Origin of the sequence: uncultured Lactobacillus sp. (genome assembly GCF_947367125.1) — a bacterium.
In the GTDB taxonomy this organism is placed as follows: domain Bacteria; phylum Bacillota; class Bacilli; order Lactobacillales; family Lactobacillaceae; genus Lactobacillus.
The window spans coordinates 17,795-42,939 of record NZ_CANBCQ010000001.1 but is presented as its reverse complement, the minus strand read 5'-3'; the positions used below and the strand labels follow the sequence as shown (position 1 = coordinate 42,939).

24 protein-coding genes and 4 pseudogenes are annotated in these 25,145 nt (G+C 39.1%); 15 read left to right on the top strand and 13 right to left on the bottom strand.

Features of this window, described 5'->3' with window-relative positions:
• Window positions 1–51 precede the first annotated feature (51 nt).
• The 3 genes and pseudogenes from Q0Y84_RS00240 to Q0Y84_RS00230 form a co-directional block, all read right to left on the bottom strand.
• Window positions 52–348, bottom strand: a pseudogene (locus Q0Y84_RS00240) (RNA 2'-phosphotransferase).
• 11 nt (window positions 349–359) lie between these two features.
• Entirely contained in the window at window positions 360–794 is a 435-nt protein-coding gene (gene msrB, locus Q0Y84_RS00235; RefSeq protein ID WP_297949584.1) for a peptide-methionine (R)-S-oxide reductase MsrB, read from the bottom strand.
• A 127-nt stretch (window positions 795–921) separates the two neighbouring features.
• Window positions 922–1,785, bottom strand: coding sequence for a GRP family sugar transporter (locus tag Q0Y84_RS00230; RefSeq protein ID WP_297949582.1), 864 nt, complete (start codon window positions 1,783–1,785; stop codon window positions 922–924).
• A 158-nt stretch (window positions 1,786–1,943) separates the two neighbouring features.
• On the opposite strand from Q0Y84_RS00230, the pseudogene Q0Y84_RS00225 reads away from it, so the two are divergent.
• A pseudogene (locus tag Q0Y84_RS00225) lies at window positions 1,944–2,423 on the top strand (transposase); the annotation flags it as partial.
• 22 nt (window positions 2,424–2,445) lie between these two features.
• Here Q0Y84_RS00225 and Q0Y84_RS00220 read toward each other — a convergent pair.
• On the bottom strand, window positions 2,446–5,124 hold the full coding sequence (locus Q0Y84_RS00220) for a YSIRK-type signal peptide-containing protein (RefSeq protein ID WP_297949581.1): 2,679 nt from the start codon (window positions 5,122–5,124) through the stop codon (window positions 2,446–2,448).
• A gap of 205 nt (window positions 5,125–5,329) precedes the next feature.
• On the opposite strand from Q0Y84_RS00220, the pseudogene Q0Y84_RS00215 reads away from it, so the two are divergent.
• From Q0Y84_RS00215 to Q0Y84_RS00195, 5 genes and pseudogenes are all read left to right on the top strand, one after another.
• Window positions 5,330–6,243, top strand: a pseudogene (locus Q0Y84_RS00215) (IS30 family transposase).
• A gap of 340 nt (window positions 6,244–6,583) precedes the next feature.
• Window positions 6,584–6,808, top strand: a complete 225-nt coding sequence (locus Q0Y84_RS00210; RefSeq protein WP_297949579.1) for a hypothetical protein — start codon at window positions 6,584–6,586, stop codon at window positions 6,806–6,808.
• 347 nt (window positions 6,809–7,155) lie between these two features.
• Window positions 7,156–7,239: pseudogene (locus Q0Y84_RS00205) on the top strand (transposase); the annotation flags it as partial.
• A gap of 71 nt (window positions 7,240–7,310) precedes the next feature.
• Window positions 7,311–7,715 carry a DDE-type integrase/transposase/recombinase gene (locus Q0Y84_RS00200; RefSeq protein ID WP_366791206.1) on the top strand — a complete coding sequence of 135 codons (405 nt, stop codon included), beginning with the start codon at window positions 7,311–7,313 and terminating at the stop codon, window positions 7,713–7,715.
• Between the two features lie 8 nt (window positions 7,716–7,723).
• Complete coding sequence (locus tag Q0Y84_RS00195; RefSeq protein ID WP_297949577.1) at window positions 7,724–7,906, top strand: hypothetical protein; 183 nt, start codon at window positions 7,724–7,726, stop codon at window positions 7,904–7,906.
• Between the two features lie 171 nt (window positions 7,907–8,077).
• Here the strand turns inward: Q0Y84_RS00195 and carB are convergent, their stop codons facing one another.
• The 6 genes from carB to Q0Y84_RS00165 all read right to left on the bottom strand — a co-directional run bounded on the left by carB (window position 8,078) and on the right by Q0Y84_RS00165 (window position 16,348).
• The gene (gene carB, locus Q0Y84_RS00190) at window positions 8,078–11,266 is read right to left on the bottom strand and encodes a carbamoyl-phosphate synthase large subunit (RefSeq protein ID WP_297949575.1); all 3,189 of its coding nucleotides are present in this window, start codon (window positions 11,264–11,266) and stop codon (window positions 8,078–8,080) included.
• On the bottom strand, window positions 11,259–12,344 hold the full coding sequence (locus Q0Y84_RS00185) for a carbamoyl phosphate synthase small subunit (RefSeq protein ID WP_297949573.1): 1,086 nt from the start codon (window positions 12,342–12,344) through the stop codon (window positions 11,259–11,261). Before Q0Y84_RS00185 ends, carB begins: the two co-directional genes overlap by 8 nt.
• A complete protein-coding gene (locus Q0Y84_RS00180) occupies window positions 12,344–13,621 on the bottom strand; it encodes a dihydroorotase (protein WP_297949571.1) in 1,278 nt (425 codons plus the stop codon). Before Q0Y84_RS00180 ends, Q0Y84_RS00185 begins: the two co-directional genes overlap by 1 nt.
• Window positions 13,621–14,577, bottom strand: coding sequence for an aspartate carbamoyltransferase catalytic subunit (locus tag Q0Y84_RS00175; RefSeq protein ID WP_297949569.1), 957 nt, complete (start codon window positions 14,575–14,577; stop codon window positions 13,621–13,623). The genes Q0Y84_RS00180 and Q0Y84_RS00175 overlap by 1 nt, the downstream gene beginning before the upstream one ends.
• Window positions 14,578–14,715: 138 nt before the next feature.
• Entirely contained in the window at window positions 14,716–15,258 is a 543-nt protein-coding gene (pyrR, locus tag Q0Y84_RS00170; RefSeq protein WP_297949567.1) for a bifunctional pyr operon transcriptional regulator/uracil phosphoribosyltransferase PyrR, read from the bottom strand.
• Between the two features lie 169 nt (window positions 15,259–15,427).
• Window positions 15,428–16,348, bottom strand: coding sequence for a dihydroorotate dehydrogenase (locus tag Q0Y84_RS00165; RefSeq protein ID WP_297949565.1), 921 nt, complete (start codon window positions 16,346–16,348; stop codon window positions 15,428–15,430).
• A 250-nt stretch (window positions 16,349–16,598) separates the two neighbouring features.
• Here Q0Y84_RS00165 and pyrF point away from each other — a divergent pair, with 250 nt between their 5' ends.
• The gene (gene pyrF, locus Q0Y84_RS00160) at window positions 16,599–17,306 is read left to right on the top strand and encodes an orotidine-5'-phosphate decarboxylase (RefSeq protein WP_297949922.1); all 708 of its coding nucleotides are present in this window, start codon (window positions 16,599–16,601) and stop codon (window positions 17,304–17,306) included.
• Window position 17,307: 1 nt separating this feature from the next.
• Entirely contained in the window at window positions 17,308–17,946 is a 639-nt protein-coding gene (gene pyrE, locus Q0Y84_RS00155; RefSeq protein WP_297949563.1) for an orotate phosphoribosyltransferase, read from the top strand.
• A gap of 61 nt (window positions 17,947–18,007) precedes the next feature.
• On the opposite strand, the gene Q0Y84_RS00150 is transcribed toward pyrE, so the two are convergent.
• A complete protein-coding gene (locus Q0Y84_RS00150; protein ID WP_297949561.1) occupies window positions 18,008–18,655 on the bottom strand; it encodes an NAD(P)H-binding protein in 648 nt (215 codons plus the stop codon).
• 155 nt (window positions 18,656–18,810) lie between these two features.
• Here Q0Y84_RS00150 and Q0Y84_RS00145 point away from each other — a divergent pair, with 155 nt between their 5' ends.
• The 4 genes from Q0Y84_RS00145 (at window position 18,811) to Q0Y84_RS00130 (ending at window position 21,566) form a co-directional block, all read left to right on the top strand.
• Complete coding sequence (locus Q0Y84_RS00145; RefSeq protein WP_297949559.1) at window positions 18,811–19,431, top strand: GntR family transcriptional regulator; 621 nt, start codon at window positions 18,811–18,813, stop codon at window positions 19,429–19,431.
• 95 nt (window positions 19,432–19,526) lie between these two features.
• Window positions 19,527–20,876: a ClC family H(+)/Cl(-) exchange transporter gene (locus Q0Y84_RS00140; protein ID WP_297949557.1), complete on the top strand. Its 1,350-nt coding sequence runs from the start codon at window positions 19,527–19,529 to the stop codon at window positions 20,874–20,876.
• Between the two features lie 18 nt (window positions 20,877–20,894).
• Window positions 20,895–21,245, top strand: coding sequence for a hypothetical protein (locus Q0Y84_RS00135; RefSeq protein ID WP_297949556.1), 351 nt, complete (start codon window positions 20,895–20,897; stop codon window positions 21,243–21,245).
• Window positions 21,246–21,323: 78 nt separating this feature from the next.
• Window positions 21,324–21,566, top strand: a complete 243-nt coding sequence (locus tag Q0Y84_RS00130) for a matrixin family metalloprotease (protein ID WP_297949554.1) — start codon at window positions 21,324–21,326, stop codon at window positions 21,564–21,566.
• Window positions 21,567–21,599: 33 nt separating this feature from the next.
• On the opposite strand, the gene Q0Y84_RS00125 is transcribed toward Q0Y84_RS00130, so the two are convergent.
• Window positions 21,600–21,893, bottom strand: coding sequence for a hypothetical protein (locus Q0Y84_RS00125; RefSeq protein ID WP_297949552.1), 294 nt, complete (start codon window positions 21,891–21,893; stop codon window positions 21,600–21,602).
• A 136-nt stretch (window positions 21,894–22,029) separates the two neighbouring features.
• Here Q0Y84_RS00125 and Q0Y84_RS00120 point away from each other — a divergent pair, with 136 nt between their 5' ends.
• The 3 genes from Q0Y84_RS00120 to Q0Y84_RS00110 are packed head-to-tail and all read left to right on the top strand — an operon-like array spanning window position 22,030 to window position 23,911.
• A complete protein-coding gene (locus tag Q0Y84_RS00120) occupies window positions 22,030–22,692 on the top strand; it encodes a serine dehydratase beta chain (RefSeq protein ID WP_297949550.1) in 663 nt (220 codons plus the stop codon).
• Window positions 22,693–22,706: 14 nt separating this feature from the next.
• Entirely contained in the window at window positions 22,707–23,588 is an 882-nt protein-coding gene (gene sdaAA, locus Q0Y84_RS00115) for an L-serine ammonia-lyase, iron-sulfur-dependent, subunit alpha (protein ID WP_297949548.1), read from the top strand.
• A gap of 8 nt (window positions 23,589–23,596) precedes the next feature.
• Window positions 23,597–23,911, top strand: a complete 315-nt coding sequence (locus Q0Y84_RS00110) for a metal-sulfur cluster assembly factor (RefSeq protein ID WP_297949546.1) — start codon at window positions 23,597–23,599, stop codon at window positions 23,909–23,911.
• A 45-nt stretch (window positions 23,912–23,956) separates the two neighbouring features.
• Here the strand turns inward: Q0Y84_RS00110 and Q0Y84_RS00105 are convergent, their stop codons facing one another.
• On the bottom strand, window positions 23,957–25,114 hold the full coding sequence (locus tag Q0Y84_RS00105) for an ArgE/DapE family deacylase (RefSeq protein WP_297949543.1): 1,158 nt from the start codon (window positions 25,112–25,114) through the stop codon (window positions 23,957–23,959).
• Between the last annotated feature and the right edge of the window lie 31 nt (window positions 25,115–25,145).

Sequence of the window (25,145 nt, the reverse complement as noted above, 5' to 3'; positions counted from 1 at the left end):
GGTAAGAGCTAAAATTTATGCTCTTACCATTTTCTTTTTGTTGCTTTAATTTCATCCTAATCGTAAATACTTGCTTGGTACTTCATAACACAGCCATACTTCATTATTACCTACATAAAAATCAATCCCATCTTGATAAGAGGCGGCACTGCCTGTCGGCGTTTAATAATTCCAGGAATTGAATGACCATACAGAGCACAGATTTTATTATTTCTGCTTTTAAAAATTCTTGCAAATCGACAAAGCCATATTCATCAAGCTTCAAACCATATTTATCTGGATTGTGCCTTAAACAATATGACATTTTTTACTAATAAAAGTATTTGCACGCTGATCTTTTCTATCCATTTTTGGCTTCACTAAAACAAATTCTTATATTCCTCATAGCCGGCTTCATCTAACTCAGCAAACGGAATAAACTTCAAAGCCGCAGAATTGATGCAATAGCGCAACCCGCCTTTGTCAATGGGCCCATTGGTAAAAACATGACCCAAATGTGAATCAGCTTCCGGACTCTTAACTTCTGTGCGCTCCATACCATGTGACTGATCACGATGATAGGTTAACTTCTTAATCGGCTTGGTAAAACTAGGCCAGCCGCAACCTGCATCATACTTGTCATTGCTTGAAAAAAGCGGCTCGCCAGACAACACATCAACGTAAATACCCTGCTCGTAGAAATCATCGTATTTGCCACTAAAAGGATATTCAGTAGCCGCTTCTTGAGTTACCTTGTATTCTTCAGCAGTTAAATTCTTTAAAGCTTGTTCTTTTTCTTCTTTGCTAAAAGTCATCTCTAAGCTCCCTACAATTGTTAACTATATTCCATTAGTAAATAAGTATGATATCGCCTCATGTTAATAAAGGCAAAGAAAAAGCCCTGAAAACAAATTTGCTTTCAAGACTTGAATATTATTCTTTTTAAAAAATTGAAGTAAGCACTGCACCAGCTACGATCAATACTAAACCAATACCAGTGTAGATGTAACCCTTCTTGGTCTTCTCTTCGTGTAAAAAGACAATCCCACCAAGCGTAGAAATAACTACGCAAAGCTGCGACATAACGAAGGCTAAGTTTACCCCGTTCATTTTAACTGAAACGATGTAAGCAAGAGCAGCGATTGCATAAATAATTCCGGCTGGAATTACTTGGTAGCTTTCCTTTTGCTTGAATACTTGAGTTTGCTTAGAAGCAATCAAGTAAATCACTGCTGCAACTAGCATTCCGATAGTTTCAGCAAAGAAGATCATCACACTGTCTCCCTTCAAGGCCTTAGGAATGGAACTTGAAGTGATGTAACCCAAAGTAGTCAAAACCAAGACAATCATGGTTGTGGTCTGGTCCTTCTTATCGCCTTCAGCAGTACCCTTGTCAGTTAATGAAGTGAAGGCCACCCCAATGATCAAGGCAATAATTCCCAAGAAACCAAAGAGCTTAGCTTGAGTGCTTGCCCATTCGCCAAAGATTAATACCCCAACAAGCGGCACACCGATCAGCTGCAAACCAGTTGAGATTGGCATAGTTTCGGAAACGCCGACCTTAGAATAACTGTAGTATTGACCAACCTGACCAATAACCCAAGCAGCACCAGCAAGCATCGCTAACATGAAAGTAGTCGCATTAAAGGCGGGATGCTTAATTAAAGTAACAACCGCACCAAAGATAAATGCACCAAACACAGTCCCTAAAATTTGGTGATAGATGTTACTCTTCTTGACCCCAGCAACGAACATCGGCATAAGTCCCCAGCCGATTGCCGGGATGAATAGAAATAAATAATTCATCAAATTGTCTCCCCTGTATATTAAAAAGTTACAAAAAGCATTCTATCAATGAAATCGCTTACTGTGCAAACGAAAAGTAAGGAAAATATAAAACGCTTTTATTAAATACAAAATTTGGCAACAAAAAAATAGGACACAGTCCTCTTCAATAAAAAATCAAAGCGGTCTTAATTCAATCTGCTTGTCCTTTTTGTGGTTCTTTTAATCTTCTTCACAATGGCCGTTACAAATCTGATAATCGTTATCTTACAGCTAACGCTAGCTTTCCTGTAATTATCCGTTTGTTTAAGCAGCGGGTTTTATACAGGGACTGCAATCGTAGATCAATGGCTCAAACTGATCCCGTTAAGAAGTATTGTTCTATTTCCAATGCTTCTAAGTTAAAAGTCTTAAGTGCTTCTTATGAATTAATGCATAAGACACTAATGACATTCTATAAAAAATAGCTGGCTATCTTAAATGGAGCTGCTCTAACTTATTCCAATGGTTGTTTAGAGGGCTTTAACCGCAAAATCAAACAAATTGAAAGAACAGTCTATGGCTACTCTAATTACATCAACCTCTTAACTCGCATCAGACTTGAAGAAAACAAAGTAAAAGAAAAAGAACCAAGCAATTTAATAATTGCTTGGTTCTAACTTTTTTAAAGAATAATATTAATTAATTTTCGCGTCTTCTAACAACCAAACCTAAGATACCTAAGCCAATTGCTAAGAGGCCAGCAATTGCTGAATTATTCTTTTGGTCACCGGTTTGTGGTAAAGTATTTTCTTTCTTTTGGTTATTGTTTGTTACTTGTGCATGATGACTTATTGTAGCAAGCTTAGTTGCATGTACTGAAGCAGTTACTTCAGGGCTAGTCTTCTTCTCTGCACTTTCTTGGGTATCTGTGTTCTTAGTTGAGTGAGGCGCAACTGTATCTTCATTAGTAGCCGGTTCACTTGGAACATTATTGTTATCAGTTAGAGCTTCCGGTTCTTGTGGAAGGGGAGCGACTGAACTTTCTGGTTGAGTTTCAGAATTATCAGGATTATTAGAGATAGGACCAGTATATTTTGGAAGATCAGGTTGAGTCAAAGGAGTACCAGAAACGCCACCTTCGAATTCAGGCTTATCAGGTTGTGTCAAAGGATCACTTGAAGTACTACCATTTACAATAATTGTGGCAGTTTTTGAAACAGTTTCGTTTTTATTAATTTGATAATGGTAAACGACTTTATAAGTTCCCATTGCTAAAGTTGGTACATTTTGACCCACTGGAACATCTTTAGCAATTTGTTTGCCCTTTGCGTCATATAGATCATAAGTGTAATCACCAGTAGCCTTAAGATCTTTATTACCATCGTAGGCAGTGCCAAAGTAATCTGAGAAGTTTAAAGTATAGAAATTAACATTAGCCGATACGAGACTATCATTAGAATTCCAGCTATCTCCAACCATTAAAGTTAAGTCTTTAGTATTAAAAATTTGTTGGAGTTGCATATAAAGATCGATTTTATCAGCCTTATTAGCACTAGATGCTTGATAATAATATGTTGGCCAAGCAGCTTCTTGACCGTTGTTCTTACTGATATTTACAGAGAAGCCATGATCTTTAGCAGCGTCAAAAACCTTATCTAGTTTAATAGTGTAATCACCATCAGTAAATAAAGTGCTACTTGGATCTTTGTGGCCAATATTTAAGTAAGTAAAGCAGTCTTTACCTAATTGTGGAATAGTGATACCAGCAATTGGTTTGTAGCTACGATTACCATCTTTATCAATTACTAAGTACATTGGGGTAATTGAACCTTTACCATTAATTTCATCTTCAATGGCCTTCATTGCAGCATAAGCTGGTAATTCAGAATAATAACTAACTGAACCGTTAGTAACTTTAAGATCACTATTGTCTGATTTTGCAGATAAAGAAATGGTATTTAAACGATTGTTAGATGGACCCATATCACTTACATTTTGCAAGTCAGATTCAATTTGGTCTAAGTTGCTAAGTCTTACCGGAATAGTTACTTTTCCAGTTTGACCTGATTGAAGAGATGCATCAACTTTAACCATAGTTACATGATTCCAATCAGAATCTGTCATTTGAGCGGCAGTCTTATAAGTACCGTTAACATAATAAGAAATATTATCGTTTGTGGCATTATTCCAATCTAACTGAATAGCTTTATCATGGTCTAAAACAGTTTGTACCTTATGGTTATTAGCACTGCCAACACTTGATAAGTTGAAGACTAAACTTTCATCATGAGAGATAAAACCGTTATTAGTAATTTGACCAGAAACAATTAAATTACCATTATTATCAGCCAAGTTGGAAATATTACCATCAGTTAAGCCATCAACTGTTAAATTAGTATCAGTGTAATCATTTGCATCACGGAAGTTTTCAGGACTTGCTTGAATAGTGATAGCTTGCCCCCATTGTCTTTGGACACCGCCAATAACTTGTTTTTGAGTATCAAGTACTTTTAGTGGCACAATGATTGTAACAATTTCTTTTGCTTTAAGAGTTCCTATAGTTGAGAATCCACCAATTAATTCAGGTTTTTTAGCAATAATAGCTTTAGTTTCTGAACTATTATTAAAACCACTTGAAGTATTGTTACCTGTGGCATAGTCCCAAGAACCAATTGAAACATTACTATCAGTGTAATTACCACCAAAAGTAACTTCGCCATTAACTACTTTAACTCTAGAAGGATCGACTACAATTTGAGCACCTGTTCCACCATAAGCAGGAAGAGCATAAGAATTATTTGGATAAGCAGTATTAATCTGCTGTTCTTGGTCAGTATCATTAGTTAAAGTAAGCACCATGTTCAAATCTTCGGCAGTAGGTTCATTGACTTGTACTGTATTAGCGCTTGAAGATGAAGTTTGACCAGTGTACTTGTTGGTAGCAGTCACACTGATGGTACTGTGAATGTTATCAATTTGTTCACCGTTGCTTTCAGCACTAACTCCTTTAACTGCAGGAGCATTCTCTACTGCTTCATTTGATGGAGTATTAGGTACTTGTGCTTTATTTGTATCTTGAACTTGAGTAGATTTGTTAGATTCTGTTGCAGGGTTTTTAGAACTAACTGGAGTATTTGAACTAGTCTGAGTATCATCTTTTTGTGGACTTGACGATTCAACTTGAGCTTTTTGATTAATATTTGTAGTTGCTATAGACTGATCATTAGGAGCCGCTTCAACGTGATTATTTGACACACCCATAAAGGTCAAACCAATTAAAACAGAAGCTGCTCCAACTGTTAACTTTCTAATTGCAAAATGATTTTTCTTTTCTTCTAATTTTCTTAATTTCTCTTGCGTATTATTCTTTGATAACATCTTAAGTCACTCTTTTCAACTCTAAACAAATTTCAATCAATTTCTACAGTTTAGTATAACACACGTTATCCATAATTTTCATTCTTTATTTTTTAATGTAAGAAATTCCCGGATTTAAAATTGAAGTGCAACACTAAGTGTTAAACAAAAAAGCCATGAAGACCTAAACTTGAAGTGACCAAAAAATCAAGAAAGGAAGATCTTCCTGACCAACTCAAATTCTAGCATTTCCAGGCATTATCATCAATTGAACAGCGAACGACGTGGACAAATTCAAGCTCTGCTTGATTCTGGTATAACCTCCTGCACTGCTATCGCTCAAGAAGTAGGCTGTCATAAATCAACTATCAGCCGTGAAATTAGACGAGGCAGTATCCTGCAAAGAAATAGCAGCTATGTCTTGTATGAGCACTATTACGCTGATACTGCACAAATTTATCATGAAAAGCGCCGCAGAAACTGCTATAAGCGTAATCCACTAAAGCATTATGCCGTCTTTTTCAGAATGCTAAGCAGACGCTTTAAAGCCAAATTTGATGCCACCAGCATCGATGAATTTCACAGGATTATGCCAAGTTATCCATGTCCTAGCACGCCCACTGTACATCGTTATATTGATCAAGGATTGCTGGATATGCAATATCAGGCGATTTAGTCAAAGGCGTTAGACGCAAAAATCAACCTGCCTTAATAGCACTGACTGAAAGAACCACTCATTTTGAGGTTGTTATCAAAATACCTGATTATCGAGCCAACACTTGTCAAAGATTGCTTCAAAAGGAAATAGATCGGCATCCTTCAATTACGTTTGACAGTGGTTCTGAGTTTGCAGATATGACTAAAATCAAACACTGTCAGATCTACTTTGCTCATCTATATTCTCCTTGGGAAAGAGACACAAATGATAACTGCAATGGACTTCTGCGTCAATTTTTCCCTAAGGACAAAAGCATGAAAGATAAGTCAGCTGCTTATGTTCAACAGGCAACTGATGCCATTAACCGTAAACATCGTCGAATCCTCCAATATCAAACAGCAGAAGAACTCTTCAAGCAATATATTTCTAATTTGACAATTCAGGAAAAAAATATTATTAAACTAAAGTTACCAAGTGGTTAACTATAGCTAGTAAGCAAAGTTTAGAAAAAGCACGATGAAGGTATATGGAACCCAAAATTCGGACATGAACTTTAATATTTTGCAAACAAGGCAGTTACTTGCTAGCAAAAAGAAAAAACGAGGTTTTGCCAGCGGAATTAAAAAATCATTCAAATGTAGTGACCCTCGAAATGATATAGTCCTACTTTAGTAGACAGTACAAATATATAAACTGTACTATCTATGAAAGTAGGACCTTTTATATGTCTAGAAAAAAGTAAATTTAGCTATGAAGCTAAGCTTAAAGCAGTTAAACAATATTTAAATGGTGAAGGTTCATATAATCAGCTGGCAAATAAGTTTGGACTACAAAGTTCCTACCAATTTAAAGCAATGGGTTATCAAGTATAATAGTCATCAAGAACTCAAGGACTACAATCCTATTCCGGAGGCTTATATGACTAAGAGAAAAAAGACAACCCTAGAAGAACGAAAGCAGATAGTAGAATACTGTAAGAATCATGAATGGAACTATAAAGAAACAGCTCTTAAATTTGACTGCGGCTATGCGCAAGTATATAACTAGTCCAAGAAACACAGAGAACAAGGAGCTAATAGTTTAGAAGATAAACGTGGTCATCGATTAAAAGAATCTGAACTGTCTGAAACTCAAAGACCAACAAATATCCTTCTTAAAAAAGTGAAGGAATTAGAAAGGATGTGTTTGCTGGACAGCCAAAACAAAGACAAATAGCACTTATACCAAAACAGCGATACTCTCTTTATAATTTGATCAAAGAATGTCATCAGGAATACAAGTGGTCGATTGAATGGATGTGTAAGCAAACTCATACTGCTCGTTCGGCCTACTACAAATAGCTCAAACATAAGCCAAGTAAACGTGAATTAAGAGATCAAGAGCTTCTTAAACGTATTAAAGAAATAACTAAGAGTAATAATAGTCTCTTCGGTTCTCCTAAGATGACTTTAGCATTAAACAATGAGCTAACAGACGGTAAAGCCAAAATATACCGCAGGACGGTGGCTCGCTTGATGTGTGTGAATGGCATCTATACTAGTAAGGCTAGATTTATCGCTATAAAGCAGCTAGACCGGAAGAAACCGCCGAAAATATACTACACAGAGACTTCAATGCCACTAAACCTAATGAAAAATGGTGTACTGATACTACCGAAGAAAAGGTTCCAGGAACAGATCAAAAGATTTATCTCTGTACTATCTTTGATCTATATGACAGATTTCTTGTTGGATATGCTCTAAGTAAGCGTAATGATGTGGCTTTAGTTAACGCTGCCTTAACAGCTGCTTGGAAAAGAGAACCAGATAGTCATGCAATGCTTCATAGTGATCGAGGATTTCAATTTACTAGAGCTGCTTTCCTGCAAGAACTAAAAGAACATGGCATGTCACAATCAATGTCACGAGTAAGCCGCTGTATTGATAATGGACCAAGGAAGGCTGGCAAGGTTTAATCAAAGAAATGAGAGCAATTCTTTATCCAAATGTAAATAATTATGAAGATATGGAAGCAGCTTTTAAAGCAACGATTGAATACTATGTTAATTATGATCCTCAAGAACGTTTCAAAGGTAAGACCGCAGGTCAAGTAAGACTGGAAACTAAGAATAATTCAGGGAATATAATTTCATATCCAATAAAATAAGATAAACGATATAAAGATTTTTGGAAAAGGATCGATGAAAAGAAAAATCAGCTCGCATAATATAGCGATCTGATTAAACTGATTATTTATATATTTTAACTGTCTACTTGACACGGTACGGATCATCAAAATCTCGGAGTTTATTTCATTTAGATATTCACTTTTTTATTTCTATTGCAAGGCATCGGTCGCAAATGATCTATTTTCTAGTGCCGTCAGAAGTGCATCGGCAGTGTCTAGCGCTGTCAAAAGCGGCACATTTTGCTGAATCGCCATCTGTCTAATAATGAAGCCATCGGAATTCTTTTCCAGATCATGCCCCATTGTGTTAATTACCAAATCAATCTGATCATCACGCAATTCATTCAAGATGTTATTATCAGCTTGCTCAGCTTCGTGCACTTTAGTTACCAGTTCTACATGCAAGTCGTTCTTTTTTAAGAAATCAGCCGTTCCCTTAGTCGCAAAAATTCGGTAACCAATCCGTGCAAATCTTTTGGCAATTGGTAAAATCTTTTCCTTGTCGCGGTCTTCAATAGTCAAAAGAACATTACCATTTTCTGGCAATTGCATTTTAGCACCGGCAAAAGCTTTATAAAGGGCCTTAGCAAAAGTATGGTCACTGCCCATTACCTCGCCAGTAGACTTCATTTCTGGGCCTAAGTAAGAATCGACATCAGCTAATTTACTGAAGGAGAAGACTGGCGCCTTGACTGAAATCAGTTCTGGCTCTGGCGCTAAACCATCGCTATAGCCTTGCTCAGCTAAGCTTTCACCCATAATCACTCGCGTAGCAACTTGTGCCATTTCAATACCAGTAATCTTGCTCAAGAAAGGCACGGTTCTGCTGGCTCTTGGATTAACTTCAATCACATAGACTTCACCCTCTCTGACAATAAATTGAATGTTCATAATCCCGACGCAGTTCAAAGCTAAGGCTAATTTTCTGGTAACTTCCGTAATCTTTTCCTTAACTTCATCAGAGAAGGTTTGTGGCGGATAAACCGCCATCGAGTCGCCTGAGTGCACTCCGGCATGTTCAATATGTTCCATAATTCCTGGCAAAAGTACTTCTTTGCCGTCACTAATTGCGTCGACATCACATTCACGCCCATCAAGATAATCATCAACTAAGATCGGGTGATCGGCTGCAATATCAACGTGGTCGTGCAAGTATTCCTCTAGTTCGACCTTATTATAAACAATTTCCATGGCTTTACCACCTAAGACATAACTTGGCCGAACTAAGACAGGATACCCCAATTGCTCGGCAGCTTCTAGCACGCCTTCATGGATGATAGCCGTTAATCCTTGTGGCTGATGCAAGTGCATTTGTTTAATAATCTGATCAAAAAGTTCGCGGTCTTCAGCCCGGTTAAGATCAGCTACTTTTGTACCGAGAATTTTAACACCATGTTCTTCTAGACCGTGAGCTAAGTTAATTGAAGTCTGCCCACCAAATTGGACAATCACACCCTCTGGCTTTTCCAAATCGCAAACATTCAAGACATCTTCTAGTGTTAGAGGTTCAAAGTATAGCTTATCGGAAATTGAGAAGTCGGTTGAGACCGTTTCTGGATTAGAGTTGATAACAATAGCTTCATAACCCATTTTTTGTAAAGCTTTAACGCAATGTACGGTAGCGTAGTCGAATTCTACCCCTTGACCAATTCTAATTGGACCTGAGCCAATGACGATGACTGACTTTTTGCCAGTTCGGTGGGATTCATTTTCCGCATCATAAGTTGAATAAAAGTATGGTGTCTGCGATTCAAATTCAGCCGCACAAGTATCAACCATTTTATAGACCGGAATAATGCCCTGCTTTTTACGTAAAGCGCGAACTTGATCGGGAGTTTCATCCCACAAAGAAGCAATCGTTGGATCGCTAATGCCGTATTTTTTAGCTAGGCGCAAAGTATCAACATCGTCTTTATTTTCTTTAAGTTCTTTTTCTAATTCAACTAGGTGTTGCACAATATCCAAGAAATAGAAATTAATCTTAGTTAATTCGTGTAAATCTTCTAAACTGTAACCCCGTCTAAAGGCTTCTGCCAAATAAAAGAGACGATCATCTTGAGCCTTAACCAGCTTTTGCTCTAATTGGTCATCGCTAGCCTGATGGGCAATTGGTGAGTACAAATCCTTTTCATCGATTTCTAGTGACCGCACTGCTTTTTGCATGGCTTCTTCGGCAGTTCGACCAATAGCCATTACTTCACCCGTCGCCTTCATTTGCGTACCCAAAACGCGGTTGGCCTTAGGGAACTTGTCAAATGGCCAGCGTGGAATCTTGCAGACAACATAATCTAAGGCTGGCTCAAATTCCGCATAAGTTGTCCCTGTAACGGGATTCTTGATCTCATCTAAAGTCATTCCTACCGCAATCTTAGCGGCCATTTTGGCAATCGGATAACCCGTTGCCTTTGAAGCCAAGGCAGATGAGCGTGATACTCTGGGGTTAACTTCAATTACATCATAGTTGAAGCTATTAGGATCAAGGGCCAGCTGCACATTGCATCCCCCTTCAATCTTTAATGCCCGAATCAAACGCAAGGAGCAATCGCGCAACATTTGATATTCTTTATCTGACAGAGTTTGACTTGGTGAAAAGACAATCGAATCACCCGTATGAATCCCAACAGGATCAAAGTTTTCCATACAACAAACGATCATCGCGTTGTCATCACGGTCGCGCATTACTTCAAATTCAATTTCTTTATAACCAGCGATTGATTTTTCAATCAGACATTCCGTTACTGGCGATAACTCCAAGCCATTTTTAGCAATCTCGGCTAATTCATCATGATTATGACAAATACCGCCGCCAGTACCGCCCATGGTAAAAGCAGGCCGAACAATGATCGGATAGCCAATTTTATCCCCAAAGGCTAAGGCATCTTCCACTGTCTTAACTGTCTTAGATGGTGGAATTGGTTCACCCAATTTTTGACAAAGTTCTTTAAACTTTTCCCGGTCTTCTGCTTGTTCAATCGAAGAAAGCTTCGTACCTAACAGCTCAATCTGCAATTCATCCAAGATTCCTGTTTTTGCTAAAGCTAAGGCCATATTCAGACCCACTTGACCACCTAAAGTTGGCAGAATTGCGTCGGGGTATTCTTGGCGAATAATTCTCGAGATTGATTCAACCGTCAAGGGCTCAAGATAGACCTTATCCGCAATCGTCGTATCTGTCATGATCGTAGCTGGGTTCGAGTTAACCAAAACCACCTCATAGCCTTCTTCGCGCAAAGCTAAACATGCTTGTGTCCCAGAATAATCAAACTCTGCAGCTTGACCAATAATAATGGGACCAGAACCAATCACCATAATTTTATGAATATCTGTTCTTTTAGGCATGACGCTTTTCTTCCTTTCTTTGATCGATCATTGACATAAAGTCATCAAATAATGAAACCTCATCATGAGGCCCTGGCGTAGCATCCGGGTGAAACTGGACTGAAAAGGCTGGATACTTTTTGTGCCGCAATCCTTCAACAGTGCCATCATTAACTTCAACGTGGGTAATCATCAAATTATCCTTATCAATTGAGTCTGCGGCAACGGCATAACCATGATTTTGCGAGGTGAAACCAATATTACCGGTCGCAATTTCACGCACAGGATGATTAAAACCGCGGTGACCAAACTTCATCTTATAAGTTTTAGCCCCGTTAGCTAAGGCAAAGACTTGGTGGCCCATACAAATTCCCATGAGTGGCACTTGCTTTTCTACTTCACGGACCATCTTAGTTGCTTCTACCATTTCTGCCGGATCACCAGGGCCGTTGCTTAAAAGCACGCCATCGGGATGAAGATTTAATACTTCTTTTGCTGTAGCAGTATAAGGCAAAACAATGCAGTTACAGTCCCGCTGGGCTAATTCACGTAAAATGCTGTGCTTAATGCCAAAGTCGATCACCACAATATTGCGCTTTGAACCAGGAACTGGATAAGGTGTTTTCGTTGATACGCGACTAATCACGCCTTGAGTTACATTCTTAGTCTTCAATTCAGCGACAATCTTTTCAGCATTTTGCTTTGAATTAGCAATCTTTCCTCTTAAGGTGCCATGAACCCGCAATTTTTTGACTAATTCACGGGTATCAATTCCTTGAATGCCAGGAATATTTAAATGTTGCAAAAATTTCGGCAAGCTTGTCTGCATGCGCCAATTATCAGGATGGCGGGTAACTTGATGGCAGATCACGCCCTTAATTCTAGGTTCAAGCGATTCATAATCTGCTAAAGTAATACCATAGTTGCCGATTAAAGGATTAGTAAAAACCAAAATTTGGTCGGCATAAGATTGATCAGTAATCGCTTCTTGATAACCGGTCATCCCCGTGGTAAAAACAACTTCACCACTACTCTCGCAGTCAGCCCCAAAGCCTTCACCAGCATAAACGCTGCCATCTTCTAAGATTAAGTACCGCATTATTCTTCCTCTCTTCTATAGACAACTTGACCATCAACCATTGTCATCACTGTCGCCCCGTAAACTTTGCTACCGGTAAATGGGGTATTAACGCCCTTTGACTTATAGTCTTTTTCTTTTAATTCTGTTTCATGATCAAGATCAAAGACCGCAATGTCAGCGGGCCGACCAGGTTCAAGTACTCCAGCTTTTTGCAAATTAAAGACTTTAGCTGGTTGATCAGTTAGCCATGATAACAACTGCTCCAAGGTAAATACTTTTTCTTCTTTGACAAACTTAGTATATAAGTTAGAAAAAGCTGTTTCACTGCCGGTAATGCCAAAGGCTGCTTCTTTCATGCCACCCTCTTTTTCATTCTTAGCATGTGGGGCATGATCAGTCGCAATCAAATCAATTGTGTCGTCTAGCAGGCCAACCAAGAGGGCCGCTTGATCTTCTTTGCTTCTTAATGGCGGATTCATCTTGTAATAGCCGTTGTCCTTAGGAATGTCCTCATCGGTTAACAGAAGATGGTGCGGCGCAACTTCACAAGTAACATTGATTCCGCGCGCTTTAGCCATGCGCACCAATTCGACGCTGGTCTTAGTTGAAACATGACAAATGTGATAATGGACGCCTGTTTTTTGTGCTAATAATAAATCGCGCGCAATTTGCGTAGTTTCTGCTAGTTCAGTTACTGGTGGCAAATTTAATTCTTGAGCTTTGCTTCCTTCGTTCACAATGCCGTGGTTAAAAAGCGAATCATCTTGGGCGTGGGTAGCAATAATCAAATCATTTTTCTTAGCTTTTTGCATGGCCAAGTACATGGTTTGCGCCGTCTGCACGCCGTGACCATCATTGCTGAGGGCAAAAGCTCCAGCTTTTTTCAAGGCGGCATAATCAGGGATGATGTCGGTGGTTTCACCATTAGTAATTGGGCCATACTGAAAAATATGAACAATTCCCTTAGCCTGATTTTCTTGTACCATCTTTTTCATTAAAGCTGGCGTATTCGGCACTGGTGTCACATTTGGCATTGCCCCAACTGTGGTAAAGCCGCCATGAGCTGCAGCTTCGCTTCCTGTTCTGATATCTTCCTTATATGTTTGACCCGGGTCCCGGTAATGAACATGCACATCCACTAAACCGGGGCTGACCAACTTGCCAGTTGCATCAATTGTTTGCTCCCCAGTTAAATTAGTCCCGATAGCCTTAATTTTTCCTGCTTCAAGCAAAACATCCGCTTTAATTAAGCGACCATTCTGGTAAACTATCCCATTCTTGATTGCTGTCGTCATTATGCTAAACCTCCAAGCTTTCTACCACGCAAGACTGCTTCAATCATTGCCATGCGCATGAAGACGCCATTTTGCATTTGCTGGACAAACATGCACTTGTCGCTTTCAACTAAGTCACCACTAAGTTCAACGTCATGGTTAATTGGACCGGGATGCATGATAATTGTGTCCTTTTTTAATTGGTCATAGCGCTGGTGATTAATTCCGTATTTTTCATGGTAGGCCTTGGCATCAAAAGTTTTTTCATTCGGATCACCCAAATGGCGTTCATGTTGCACCCGCAAAAGCATCATCACATCCATTTCTGGGACTAATTGATCAAGTTCTTCGTATTTGCCATATTGGTCAAATTCTCGGTCATACCAGTAGTCAGGACCAGAGAAGTAAACTTTTGCCCCTAACTTAGTCAAAAGCTCCATATCACTTTTAGCTACGCGCGAATTGGTAATGTCGCCGACGATAGCCACTTTCAAGCCTTTAAAATGACCAAAATGTTCATGAATAGTCATCATGTCTAACATGCATTGACTAGGGTGCTGTCCGCTGCCGTCACCAGCATTAATAACGCCAATGTTTAAATGTTGGTGAGGCTTTAAGTTAATCAAATCGTCGTAGTATTCATTTTGTGAATGACGGATTACTTCTAGATCAACGCCCAAGGCATTCATGACTAATGAAGTATCATATAAGGTTTCGCCTTTATTAACTGATGAATGTGCTGGATCAAAAGGAATGACTGTCAAACCTAATTTTCTTTCTGCCATTTCAAAGCTAGTATGTGTTCTAGATGAATCTTCAAAAAACATATTAGTAACATAAACTGACTTAGTTAAACGTGGTGTTGCGCCGCCTTGTTTGAAGTATTCAGCCCGCTTAATTAAAGCGGCAACTTCTTCATTAGTAAGATCTTCAACACTAACAAAATGTGGTAAACTGACAAGATTTAAATTTTCCATTGTTTGTTCTTTCTATACAAAAAAGCCTGAAGCATTTAATTGCTCCAGGCTAGTCTTTTTGCGTATGCGAAAAGAAATCAACCCTTCTGGCCCTCTCTGGAGTCAATTAAATGGTTGGATATTTAACTATTTTCTTTTTTATTTTGGCAAAGCCTTCAATTCAACTGAATCTTTGCCGTCTTTTTCAATTACGTTAACTGCAACTTGTTCATCAGCAGAAGTTGGAATATTTTTACCAACAAAATCAGCGCGGATTGGTAATTCACGGTGACCGCGATCAACTAGAATTGCTACTCTAATTGACGCTGGCCGTCCCACATGCATCAAAGCATCCATGGCTGCTCTAATTGTTCGGCCGGTGTAGATCACGTCATCGACTAACACAACGCGTTTATCGTCAATGTCTACACCAACTTGATCAGAGTTGACCACTGGATCTTGCTTCAAACTAGCATCATGACGGTCATCACGGTACAAAGTGATGTCCAATTCACCAACCGGTACATCAACGCCTTCTAGTTTTTGGATTCGATCATGAATTCGCTGTGCCAAGTAAACGCCGCGAGTCTTAATCCCGACCAAAACTAAATCATCGGTTCCTTTATTTTGTTCAATAATTTCGTAAGTGATCCGGGTTAAGGCACGCTTCATTGCCATTGCATCCCAAATTTCTTTTGCCATTTTTCTCTCCTAATCTGCCCATAAAAAAAGCTCCTAATCCACTTGAGACTAGGAGCTCACCATAAAAGTCAAAACTTAAATTTAAGCCTACCTTGCTAGCCTCACGGGACTAATTTTAAAGGACATTCATTGCTTTAAAGTTACTGTAATTGACAATGATTGTCAAGCGTTAATTAAATTTTACTTGACCAACTAATTCATTGATATCTTGAATACCTAATTTTTCAAGCTCTTGGGGTAAATCCTCTGCCAGATCCTTAGCGGCAAGATGGTCTTGAAAATGCGCCGTTCCTACTGCTACGGCACTAGCACCAGCCAGCATAAATTCAACTACATCTTGGATTGAACCAATTCCGCCCATGCCAATAATTGGCAGGTGTGTTGCTTGATAAACTTGATTAATCATTCTAATTGCAATTGGCTTAACTGCTTCACCAGAAAGACCGCCCAAGTTGTGTCCTAACAAAGGCCTTCTGGCTTTCACATCAATGCGCATCCCCAAAACAGTGTTAATCATGGAGAGCCCATCCGCGCCGCCTTTTTCGGCAGCTTGCGCAATCGATGTTATATCAGTCACATTAGGCGTTAATTTGACATAAATTGGCACATCAACGACTGCTTTAATCTGCTTAGTCAATTCCTCAACTACCTCGGGATGCACCCCAAAACTCATGCCGCCTTGGGCCACATTAGGGCAAGAAACATTAATTTCTAAGGCGTTAACCAAGCCAGAATTTGACAACTTCTGCGCCACTTCAACATAGTCTGCCCTACTTTCGCCGCCAACGCTAGCCATAATCGGTAAAGCTGGATACTGCTGCCTTAATGGAGTTAATTTTTCACTGATCACCTGATCAACGCCAGGATTAGTCAGGCCTACTGAATTTAAAACGCCATCGTTTAACACCGCAATTTGCGGTTGCGGATTACCCATGGTAGCACGTGGTGTAGTTGTTTTGATCACCATTGCTCCTAATTCATTTAAATCAAATTCTTTAGCTGCTACATCGCCGAAGCCAAAAGTACCACTTGCAGGCATAATCGGATTTTTCAAATCTAAACCGGGTAATTTAACATGTGTATTAACCATTTTTTCCTCCAAAATGAATGCTCACGGACATTCTTTATTTTTTCAAAAAATGATTTTACACGCGATTTTTATTTTTTCCAAGCAAAAAATTTATTTGTTTTTTTGTTTTTGAGATGTTAAACTTCACTTTGATCAGACTTTAAACGGTACAGAGAGACCGCAAGTACAAAATATTGGCTTAAATTATCTAGGGAAAGTCTATACCTGGTGTCTCTCTGCGCTGGGTATAGACTTTTTTTGACGGAGGAAAATTATGAGACCAGTAATAGTTGCCTTAGACATTGATAACCAAGCGCAATTGCAGCGGCTTTTGCCTAAATTAGGCCAGCCAAAAGATGTCTTTATCAAAGTCGGCATGGAGTTGTTCTATCACACTGGCAGTCAATTAGTTAAGCAATTAGCCGACCAAGGCTACAAGATCTTTTTAGATTTAAAATTGCATGACATTCCCAATACTGTTTATAACGGCGCTAAAGCCTTGGCTGGTTTAGGAATTACTTTTACTACGGTACATGCTTTAGGTGGCAGTCAAATGATTAAAGCCGCTAAAGATGGACTAATTGCTGGTACGCCGATTGGCAAAAGTGTGCCTAAATTATTGGCGGTAACTGAATTAACTTCAATTTCTGATGAGGTCCTGCTTCATGAACAAAATTGTGCCCTGCCGATGAAAAAGCAAGTGCTGGCGCTAGCGCAAATGGCGAAGAATTCTGGGGCAGATGGCGTTATCTGTTCTCCACTTGAAGTAAAAGAATTACATGAGCAAATCGGCGATGATTTTTTATACGTTACACCGGGTATCCGCCCTGCTGGCAATGCTAAAGATGATCAATCTCGGGTTGCTACACCAGCCCAGGCTAAAAAATGGGGTTCAAGTGCCATCGTGGTTGGTCGCCCCATTACCTTAGCTACTGACCCCCAAACAGCATATGAAGCAATTAAGAAAGAGTTTAACTAAAATGCATCAAAATCAAATTATTAACCAACTTATCCAAGAAAAAATTATTACAATCTCACCTGATCAGCCTTTTACCTATGCTAGTGGGATGCTTTCACCAATCTACACTGATCTTAGACTAACAGTTTCTTACCCAGAATTGCGCGAGATAATCGCTAGTGACCTAGCTAATTTAATTGCTAAAGAATTTCCTAATGCGACAATCATTGGCGGGGTTGCCACGGCAGGAATTCCCCACGCTGCCTGGGTCGCTGATAAATTGCACCTGCCAATGATCTACGTCCGTCCTAAGCCGAAAGATCACGGCAAAGGCCGCCAAATTGAAGGCCGTTTTAGCAAAAATGATCAAATTGTCTTAATTGACGACCTAATTACGACCGGTGGTTCTGTTTTAAATGCAGTCAAAGCTACCGAAAAAGATGGTGGTCAGGTCATCGGTGTTTCATCAATTTTTACCTATTATTTACCAGATGCTAAAGAAAACTTTGCTAAAGCGAATGTAAAATACGCTCCGCTTCTCTCTTATCCAGAACTACTCCAAAAAGAAAAAGAGTCAGGCCATCTTTCTGCTGTCCAGTATGATGTACTGAAGACCTGGCACGAAGATCCTTGGGCTTGGGGCAAAAAGTTTGCTAAATAAAAAATACTAATAAAAGAAAAAATAAGATTAGTTTCACCTACGAAACTAGTCTTATTTTGCTTTAATACCAAGCTGGCTTGTCACCATCTGTATTTGGTTTGTTCAAACCAACATTTGCTTGAATATCCTTACTTGGATTTTCGACCAAATCATTGACATAACTGGCTACGCTCAAACGCGATACTTCAGTGCCCTTAAACGGTGTATTAGCGCCTTTAGTCATCTCATAATCAACTTCATCTTTATTGGTTAACCAAGCAGGACGAATAATCGTGTAGTCTAAATTACTTGTTGTAACTTGGTCCGCAGCAGCTCGATAAGTAGTTAGGTATGAACCCAAAATATTTTTATTCCATTCGCCGAATTTACCGGGAACTTCATCATAAACGCCTAATGATGAAATCCAGATCAATCGCTTAACACCCGCTTCATCCATTGCTTTAACGACAGTTTTTGCTTGATCTTCAATATTTGATCCTGCTAAATTGGCATAAACTATATCCGCGCCTTGAATGGCTGGCAACAATTCAGCAAGCTTGCTGGCATCCCCGACAATGATCTTTTCCCGTCTTTTATCAAGCTCACTCTGGTTCAATTTCTGTGGGTGACGCAAGAATAAAACTAATTCATTATTGTTATCTTTTAAAAATAATTTTTCTGCTAATTGAGCAATTTGCCCACTGGCTCCAAGTACTGTAATTTTAGTCATGATGAACCTCCTTAATTTTTTAACATTCATTTTAACTTACAATTAAATAGTAACGCTTATATTTTGTAAGTCAATGGACTAGTAAGAAGAACCTGTATCCAAGTTTTTTCTAAAAAAGTATTGTAAAATCAAGTATGAAACTAAGGGAGAAAGTAATGAACAATCAAGAAAAAGCCTACCAATATCTTAAAGAGCAAATTATCAACGGTCATTTCAAGCCAGGACACTCATTATCAGAAAATCAAATGTGTATCAAATTGCAGATGTCCCGTACCCCAATTAGAGAAGCAATTAAGCAACTTGAGACTGAAGGTCTACTAACCAGACAAGGTCAAAAAACGAGCGTGTGTCAAATTACTTTAGCTGAATTAAAAGACAATTATGACCTGCGCTCGCTACTGGAGAGCTATGCTTTAGAGAAAAACTTTCCTAACCTTGATCAACAATTAGTGCAGGAATATGGGCAAAAATTCCAATTAATTTTACAAAAGCAAGATTGGCAGGCTTATCTTAAACTTGACGAGTTATTTCACGTTTTTTTGACTGAAAATACAGGCAATCCCACTATTCAGAAAACGTTGGATCTTCTGCGAACCCAAACTAATCGCATGCGCTATGCAATTGTTGACAACGATCGCTGCATGAAATCATCAGTTAAGGAGATCATGAATATTATTACCGCGATTGAAAAAAGAGACATTTTAGCTGCTTCCAACGCCTTAAAAGCTCACATCCGCCACGTTTATGATTGGGAAGTTCAATTTTTACAAAAATAATGGCTGTTTTAGCAAAATTATAACTGTTTTTTGTATTTTCTTCTGTTAGGATAAGAAAGGATGTATCATCAGCAATAAGGGAAAGAGATGCGAGAATGATTAAAGATGCAAAACAAATTTTAGCTAAACCTTTTTCTAGCAATATTACTAAGTTATTAATTCAGGCAATTGCAGTTGGCTTAGTGACCGGCTTAATTGTGAGTGTGTTTCGCTGGATCATCGATCAGACGATGCAGCTACTCTACCATATTTATCCGCAAATGGCAGCCAAGCCAATTTTAATTCTGCCTTATATTATATTAATGGTCGTCATCACGATTGTGCTAGGCAAAATCATCGCCCCTTACCTCGACCAGGTAATCGGCTCTGGGGTTCCGCAAATTGAGGCTGTTCTTTTAGACGAAAACAAAATGCCTTGGTGGTCCATTTTATGGCGGAAATTTATTGGCGGATTACTTGCCATCTGCCCTGGCTTAATGCTAGGTCGTGAAGGTCCATGTATTGAAATGGGTGCGATGGTTGGTCAAGGTCTAGCAGAAACAGCATTTAAACGCGAAAATATCAGAACCTTGCAAGAATGTGGCGTCGCTGCCGGTTTAGCTGCAGCTTTTAGTGCCCCGATTGCTGGTGCGCTCTTTTTAGTAGAAGAAATCACTTTTAGCTTTAAGCCGAAGAACGTTGTTGCTGTCTTAGCAGCAACGTTTTCAGCCGACTTCGTCACCATTCTCTTCTTTGGCAACCGGCCTTGTTTATACTTGCCCGTAAACGGCTACTTACCGGTTAAGGCATATTGGACTTTACCGATAATCGGTATCTTTTTAGGTTTACTAGCCTACCTTTACCAATATACTTTGCTTAATTTAAAGCCTTGGTTTAGCAAAATAAAGAAATTACCAGCTGCTTACCACAGCATTATTCCATTCATTTTGATCATTCCAGTTGGGTTATTCAATGCTCACTTACTTGGCGGGTCACACGTTTTAATTGACAATATATTCAACCTTAACTGGAACGTTAAAATTTATAGTGGCTGGGATTTCCTACTGCTTCCAGTTTTATTTTTCGTTATTCGCTTTATCTTTTCAATGCTTTCCTACGGCTCATCTGTACCTGGTGGTATCTTTATGCCGATTTTGGTACTAGGTGCGCTTTTAGGAATAATTTGCGCTAATTTATTGATTAAAGGACAAATTATTGCGCCAACTTACTTCCCACACATCTTAGTTATCTCCATGGCGGCCTATTTTGGGGCAATTGAAAAAGCGCCTTTTACCGCAATCATGCTTTTAACAGAAATGATCGGGACTGTCCAACAAGTCTTGCCAATGATTATTGCCACTTTTATCGCCTACTACGTGCTTGACTTACTTGGTGGCAAACCGATCTATGAAGCTTTGCGTCTACAAATGAATTATCCTAAAGATGCAGAAAAGCAAGAAGATTAACAATTAAAACGAAAGTAGATGGCTCACTTATATAATTTTTTGAAAAAATTAGTTGTTCTATTAATGCTTTTAACCAGTGCCGTTACAATCACTGAAGCCTTTACGCCAGCACCAGTTCAAGCAGCTAGTAAAAACAAAAAGACCACTAAAAAAGTTAAAAAGAATAAGCAGAATACTAAGAAAAATAATAAGAAGAAAAAAGCCGCTTGCAAACTAAAAGTTGATGACGACATCAAGAGCAAGGTCAGGAAATTACAAAAACCGGCGGCCAATGTCTTCATCAAGATTAGTACGAGCAAACCTGATTACGCGACAGTTTTAGCGGCAATGCAAGCTTGGAATGACACTAATGTCTTTGAATTTAAGTAAACACAAAATCCTACTCAGGCTAATATCCGCGTCAACAATAATAACTACGGAGCTACAAGCTGGGGCGGCTTAACTGAGATGCCTAACGTGCCAGATGGTTACCGATATGGTTCAAGTATTTACCTCAATGACTACTTTATGCATCAAACTGCTCCGCAAGTTGGCTTAGCAATTGCGGAACACGAATTAGGTCATGCCATTGGTCTAATGCACGATGATAGTCAACCGTCAGTCATGAATTCAGCGATCAGTCCTGACCGTGCCTACCTCATCCAGCCTTGCGATATTGTGACAGTTAAAGCAATTTATCATGAGAAGTAAAAAAGCGAGTAAAAGCTCGCTTTTTTTCTTTGCCTAAAATAAACTTATCATGTATTCGCTAACCGCTTTTTGTTGCATTTCGGCCCAGCTAGCAAATTTAGTCTCTTTTTTAACAAATTGATCAATTTTGTCCGCTGCTAGTTGATCAATTTGCGTAAAATCTTTAACATCTAATGCCTGCACAAAAACTTCAATCGTTGTAAAACTAGTGTACTTTTGCATAAATTGCGGAGTAAATAAATCTTGATAAGAAACTGCTTGTTGACTGCCTTTTTCATCAGCTAGATGCTTTAAGTTTTCTTTTAATTCTGATTTTTCTTTAGTCATTTAACTATTCCTTTTCCTTTTTCTTACATTATGACAAAATTGCAGTAAAAAATGCAAAATCTTGCTTAACTTTTCTTATTATTTATCCATTATTCGTTATAATTAAAAGCAGAATACTTACAAAGCAGGGATTAAAATGACTAATCGGTATAAAAGCGTCTTTGACATTATTGGCCCCGTAATGGTTGGCCCATCAAGTTCACATACAGCAGGAGCAGTCGCTATTGGTCAGGCAGGCTATAAACTTTTTGGCAAAATTCCAAATAAAATAACCGTCCATTATTATGACTCTTTTGCCCAAACCCACCGCGGGCATGGCACTGATTATGCCATTGCGGCCGGAATTTTAGGCTTTGATTCCGATGACTTGCAGGTACCAAAATCACCAGAAATTGCCCGTCAGCAAGGAGTAGATCTACGTTTTGTCGAAGAAGACGGACCTAGCCCAATTGGTCATCCCAATACTGCCATTTTAGATATGTCTGATGGTCAGAAAAAAATTGAGCTGGCTGGTTGTTCAATTGGTGGCGGCGCGATTGAGATTCGCAAGATTGTTTTGCAAGATACCGAAATTACCCCTGCTGGTGCTTTACCAATTATTATTTTAGTTGACTCGCAAAAAGATATCCGGGTTGAACAAGAATTGACCGCGCTTTTGCAAACAAAAGCACCCTTTAACCGGAAGCGGATTTTTCATAATAAGGATTGCAATATCTACGAATACGATGTTAAAAATTATCTTCATCCTGATGTATTGCAAGAATTAAAGACTAAATTTGAGAATATTATTTGTTTATAACATAGGGCAAAATTATGTATAACCACATCAAAGAAATTGTAGCTGCGTCAGAAAAAACGCACAAATCTATTTCTGAACTAATTATTGAACAAGAATGTCAACTATCTGGCTTATCTCGTGAAAAAATTTGGCAGCGAATGAAGTATAATCTGCAAACCATGCGTGCCGCAGTCAAAAAAGGTGAAACAAATCGCGGCGTTTTTTCAAAAACGGGCTTAACTGGCGGCGAAGCAGTTAAATTAAAGAAATATCGCGCCAAGGGCCACACCCTTTCTGGTGACACCATGATGGCCGCAGTAGAAAACGCCATCGCCACTAATGAGGTCAATGCGGCAATGGGCGTGGTCTGTGCTACTCCAACTGCCGGCTCTTCTGGCACTTTGCCTGGCGTATTATTTTTATTAGAAAAAAGATTAAAACTCAGCGAAAAGCAGATGATTCGTTTTCTTTTCACGGCTGGCGGATTTGGCATGGTAATCGCCAATAATGCCGAAATTGCCGGAGCAACTGGCGGCTGTCAAGCAGAAGTCGGTAGTGCCTCAGCCATGGGTGCTGCAGCGGCGGTAGAGGCAGCTGGTGGCAGTGCTGAGCAAAGTGCCCAAGCCCTATCGATTGCCATGTCCAACTTATTAGGATTAGTCTGCGATCCGATTGCCGGCTTAGTTGAAGTGCCCTGCGTTAAAAGAAATGGCATCGGTGCAGGTAATGCCCTGATTGCAGCTGATATGGCGCTAGCGGGATGCACGAGCGTGATTCCTGCTGATGAATGTATTGAAGCGATGAAAAAAGTTGGTCATCAAATGCCAGCATCCCTGCGTGAAACCGGAATTGGCGGACTTGCTGGCACACCAACAGGTCAGGCAATTAAAGCAAAAATTTTTGGTAAAGATGCATAGGTAATAAAATGCGTGATAGTAAAACAATTAAAAACGATATTATTGAACATTTGGCCCAAGTCATTGATCCGGAATTAAACGTTGATGTCGTCAACTTGGGGCTGATTTATGAAATTGACCTTGATCAAGATGGCATCTGTCTCATCAATATGACTTTAACAACGCCTGCTTGTCCTTTGACCGATTATTTGATTAAAGAAATTACAGCAACTGTTAAAAAAGTCCCTGAAGTAAAAAATGTCGATGTAGAATTTGTCTGGTACCCGGTTTGGACACCAGAACGGATGAGCGATGCAGCTAAGAAATATTTCAAGATACAATAAAAGAGTCTAGGCTAAAATCTTGCCTAGGCTCTTTATTTGTCCAAACTATTTATTCAAATAGGTCACAAACAACTCAGTATAAATTTTAACAAACTTCAAATACATCTTTTCATCAACATATTCGTTAACCTGGTGCGGTGTATCATTACCAGGACCAAACATGGCAAAGGGATAGCTAGGACCTTTATCGGCAATTAAGTTAGAAGCGTCAGTTACTGGTTTAATAGCAACGGTCGGAATTGGCTGACCTGCATATTTTGCCCCAATTTTTTGGGCTAATTTAACAAATTCTGACTTGCCGTCAGTTTTAATTGAAGGCTCCGACATATAAATATCCATTTTAATCTTAGCGCCTTGCTTATTTTCTGCCTTAACCAATTCAGTTAACTTTTCTTCAACTAAACTATTATTAAATTCAGGAATAGTCCGCACGTTAATTTGCGCCGTAGCTTCCCCTGGGATCATATTTACCTGTTCCCCACCATTAAAGACAGTGGTATTGAAGGTCAACTTGCCTAAATCTACATTGCTCTGATCTGTTTCTCTAAAAACTTTATTGGCTTTAACCAACAGATCCATTAAAGGATCGATTGCATTATAACCTTCTTTAGGCATTGAGCTGTGAGCTTCTTTGCCTTGAGAAGTTAACTTAATATCCATCGAGCCTTTATGAGCAATAGCAATACTGTAGCCAGAAGGTTCACCAACTAAAAGAGCATCAACATCATTCATATAACCTTCTTTTTTAAAGAGTGCTGAACCTTTTTCACCAACTTCTTCACCAAAAGTAGCCAATAATTTAATACTACCGTGTTTAAGCAAATGATGTTCATGAATATTAATCATCGCAATAACCAGAGCAGCTAAGCCAGACTTCATATCAGTCGCTCCGCGGCCATATAATTTACCATCTTTATTGGTTAGTTTAAAGGGATCCGTATGCCATTGATCTAATTCACCTGGTGAAACGACATCCATGTGCCCACAGATTGCTAACACAGGATGCCCTGCCCCAATTTCCGCAAACAAATCTGCCCGAGTTGCGGAATATTCAAGTAAGCGTGAACTAATTCCGTGTTCCCCTAACAATTTTTGTAAATATTTTGCGACCAAAATTTCATTATCATTAACAGATTTTATTGCAACCAGATCACTCAAGATTTTAAGTTCTTCAGTATCAGTTAAAACATTATTCTCTTCCATAATTAATTTTCCTCTCAAAAATCGAACCGTT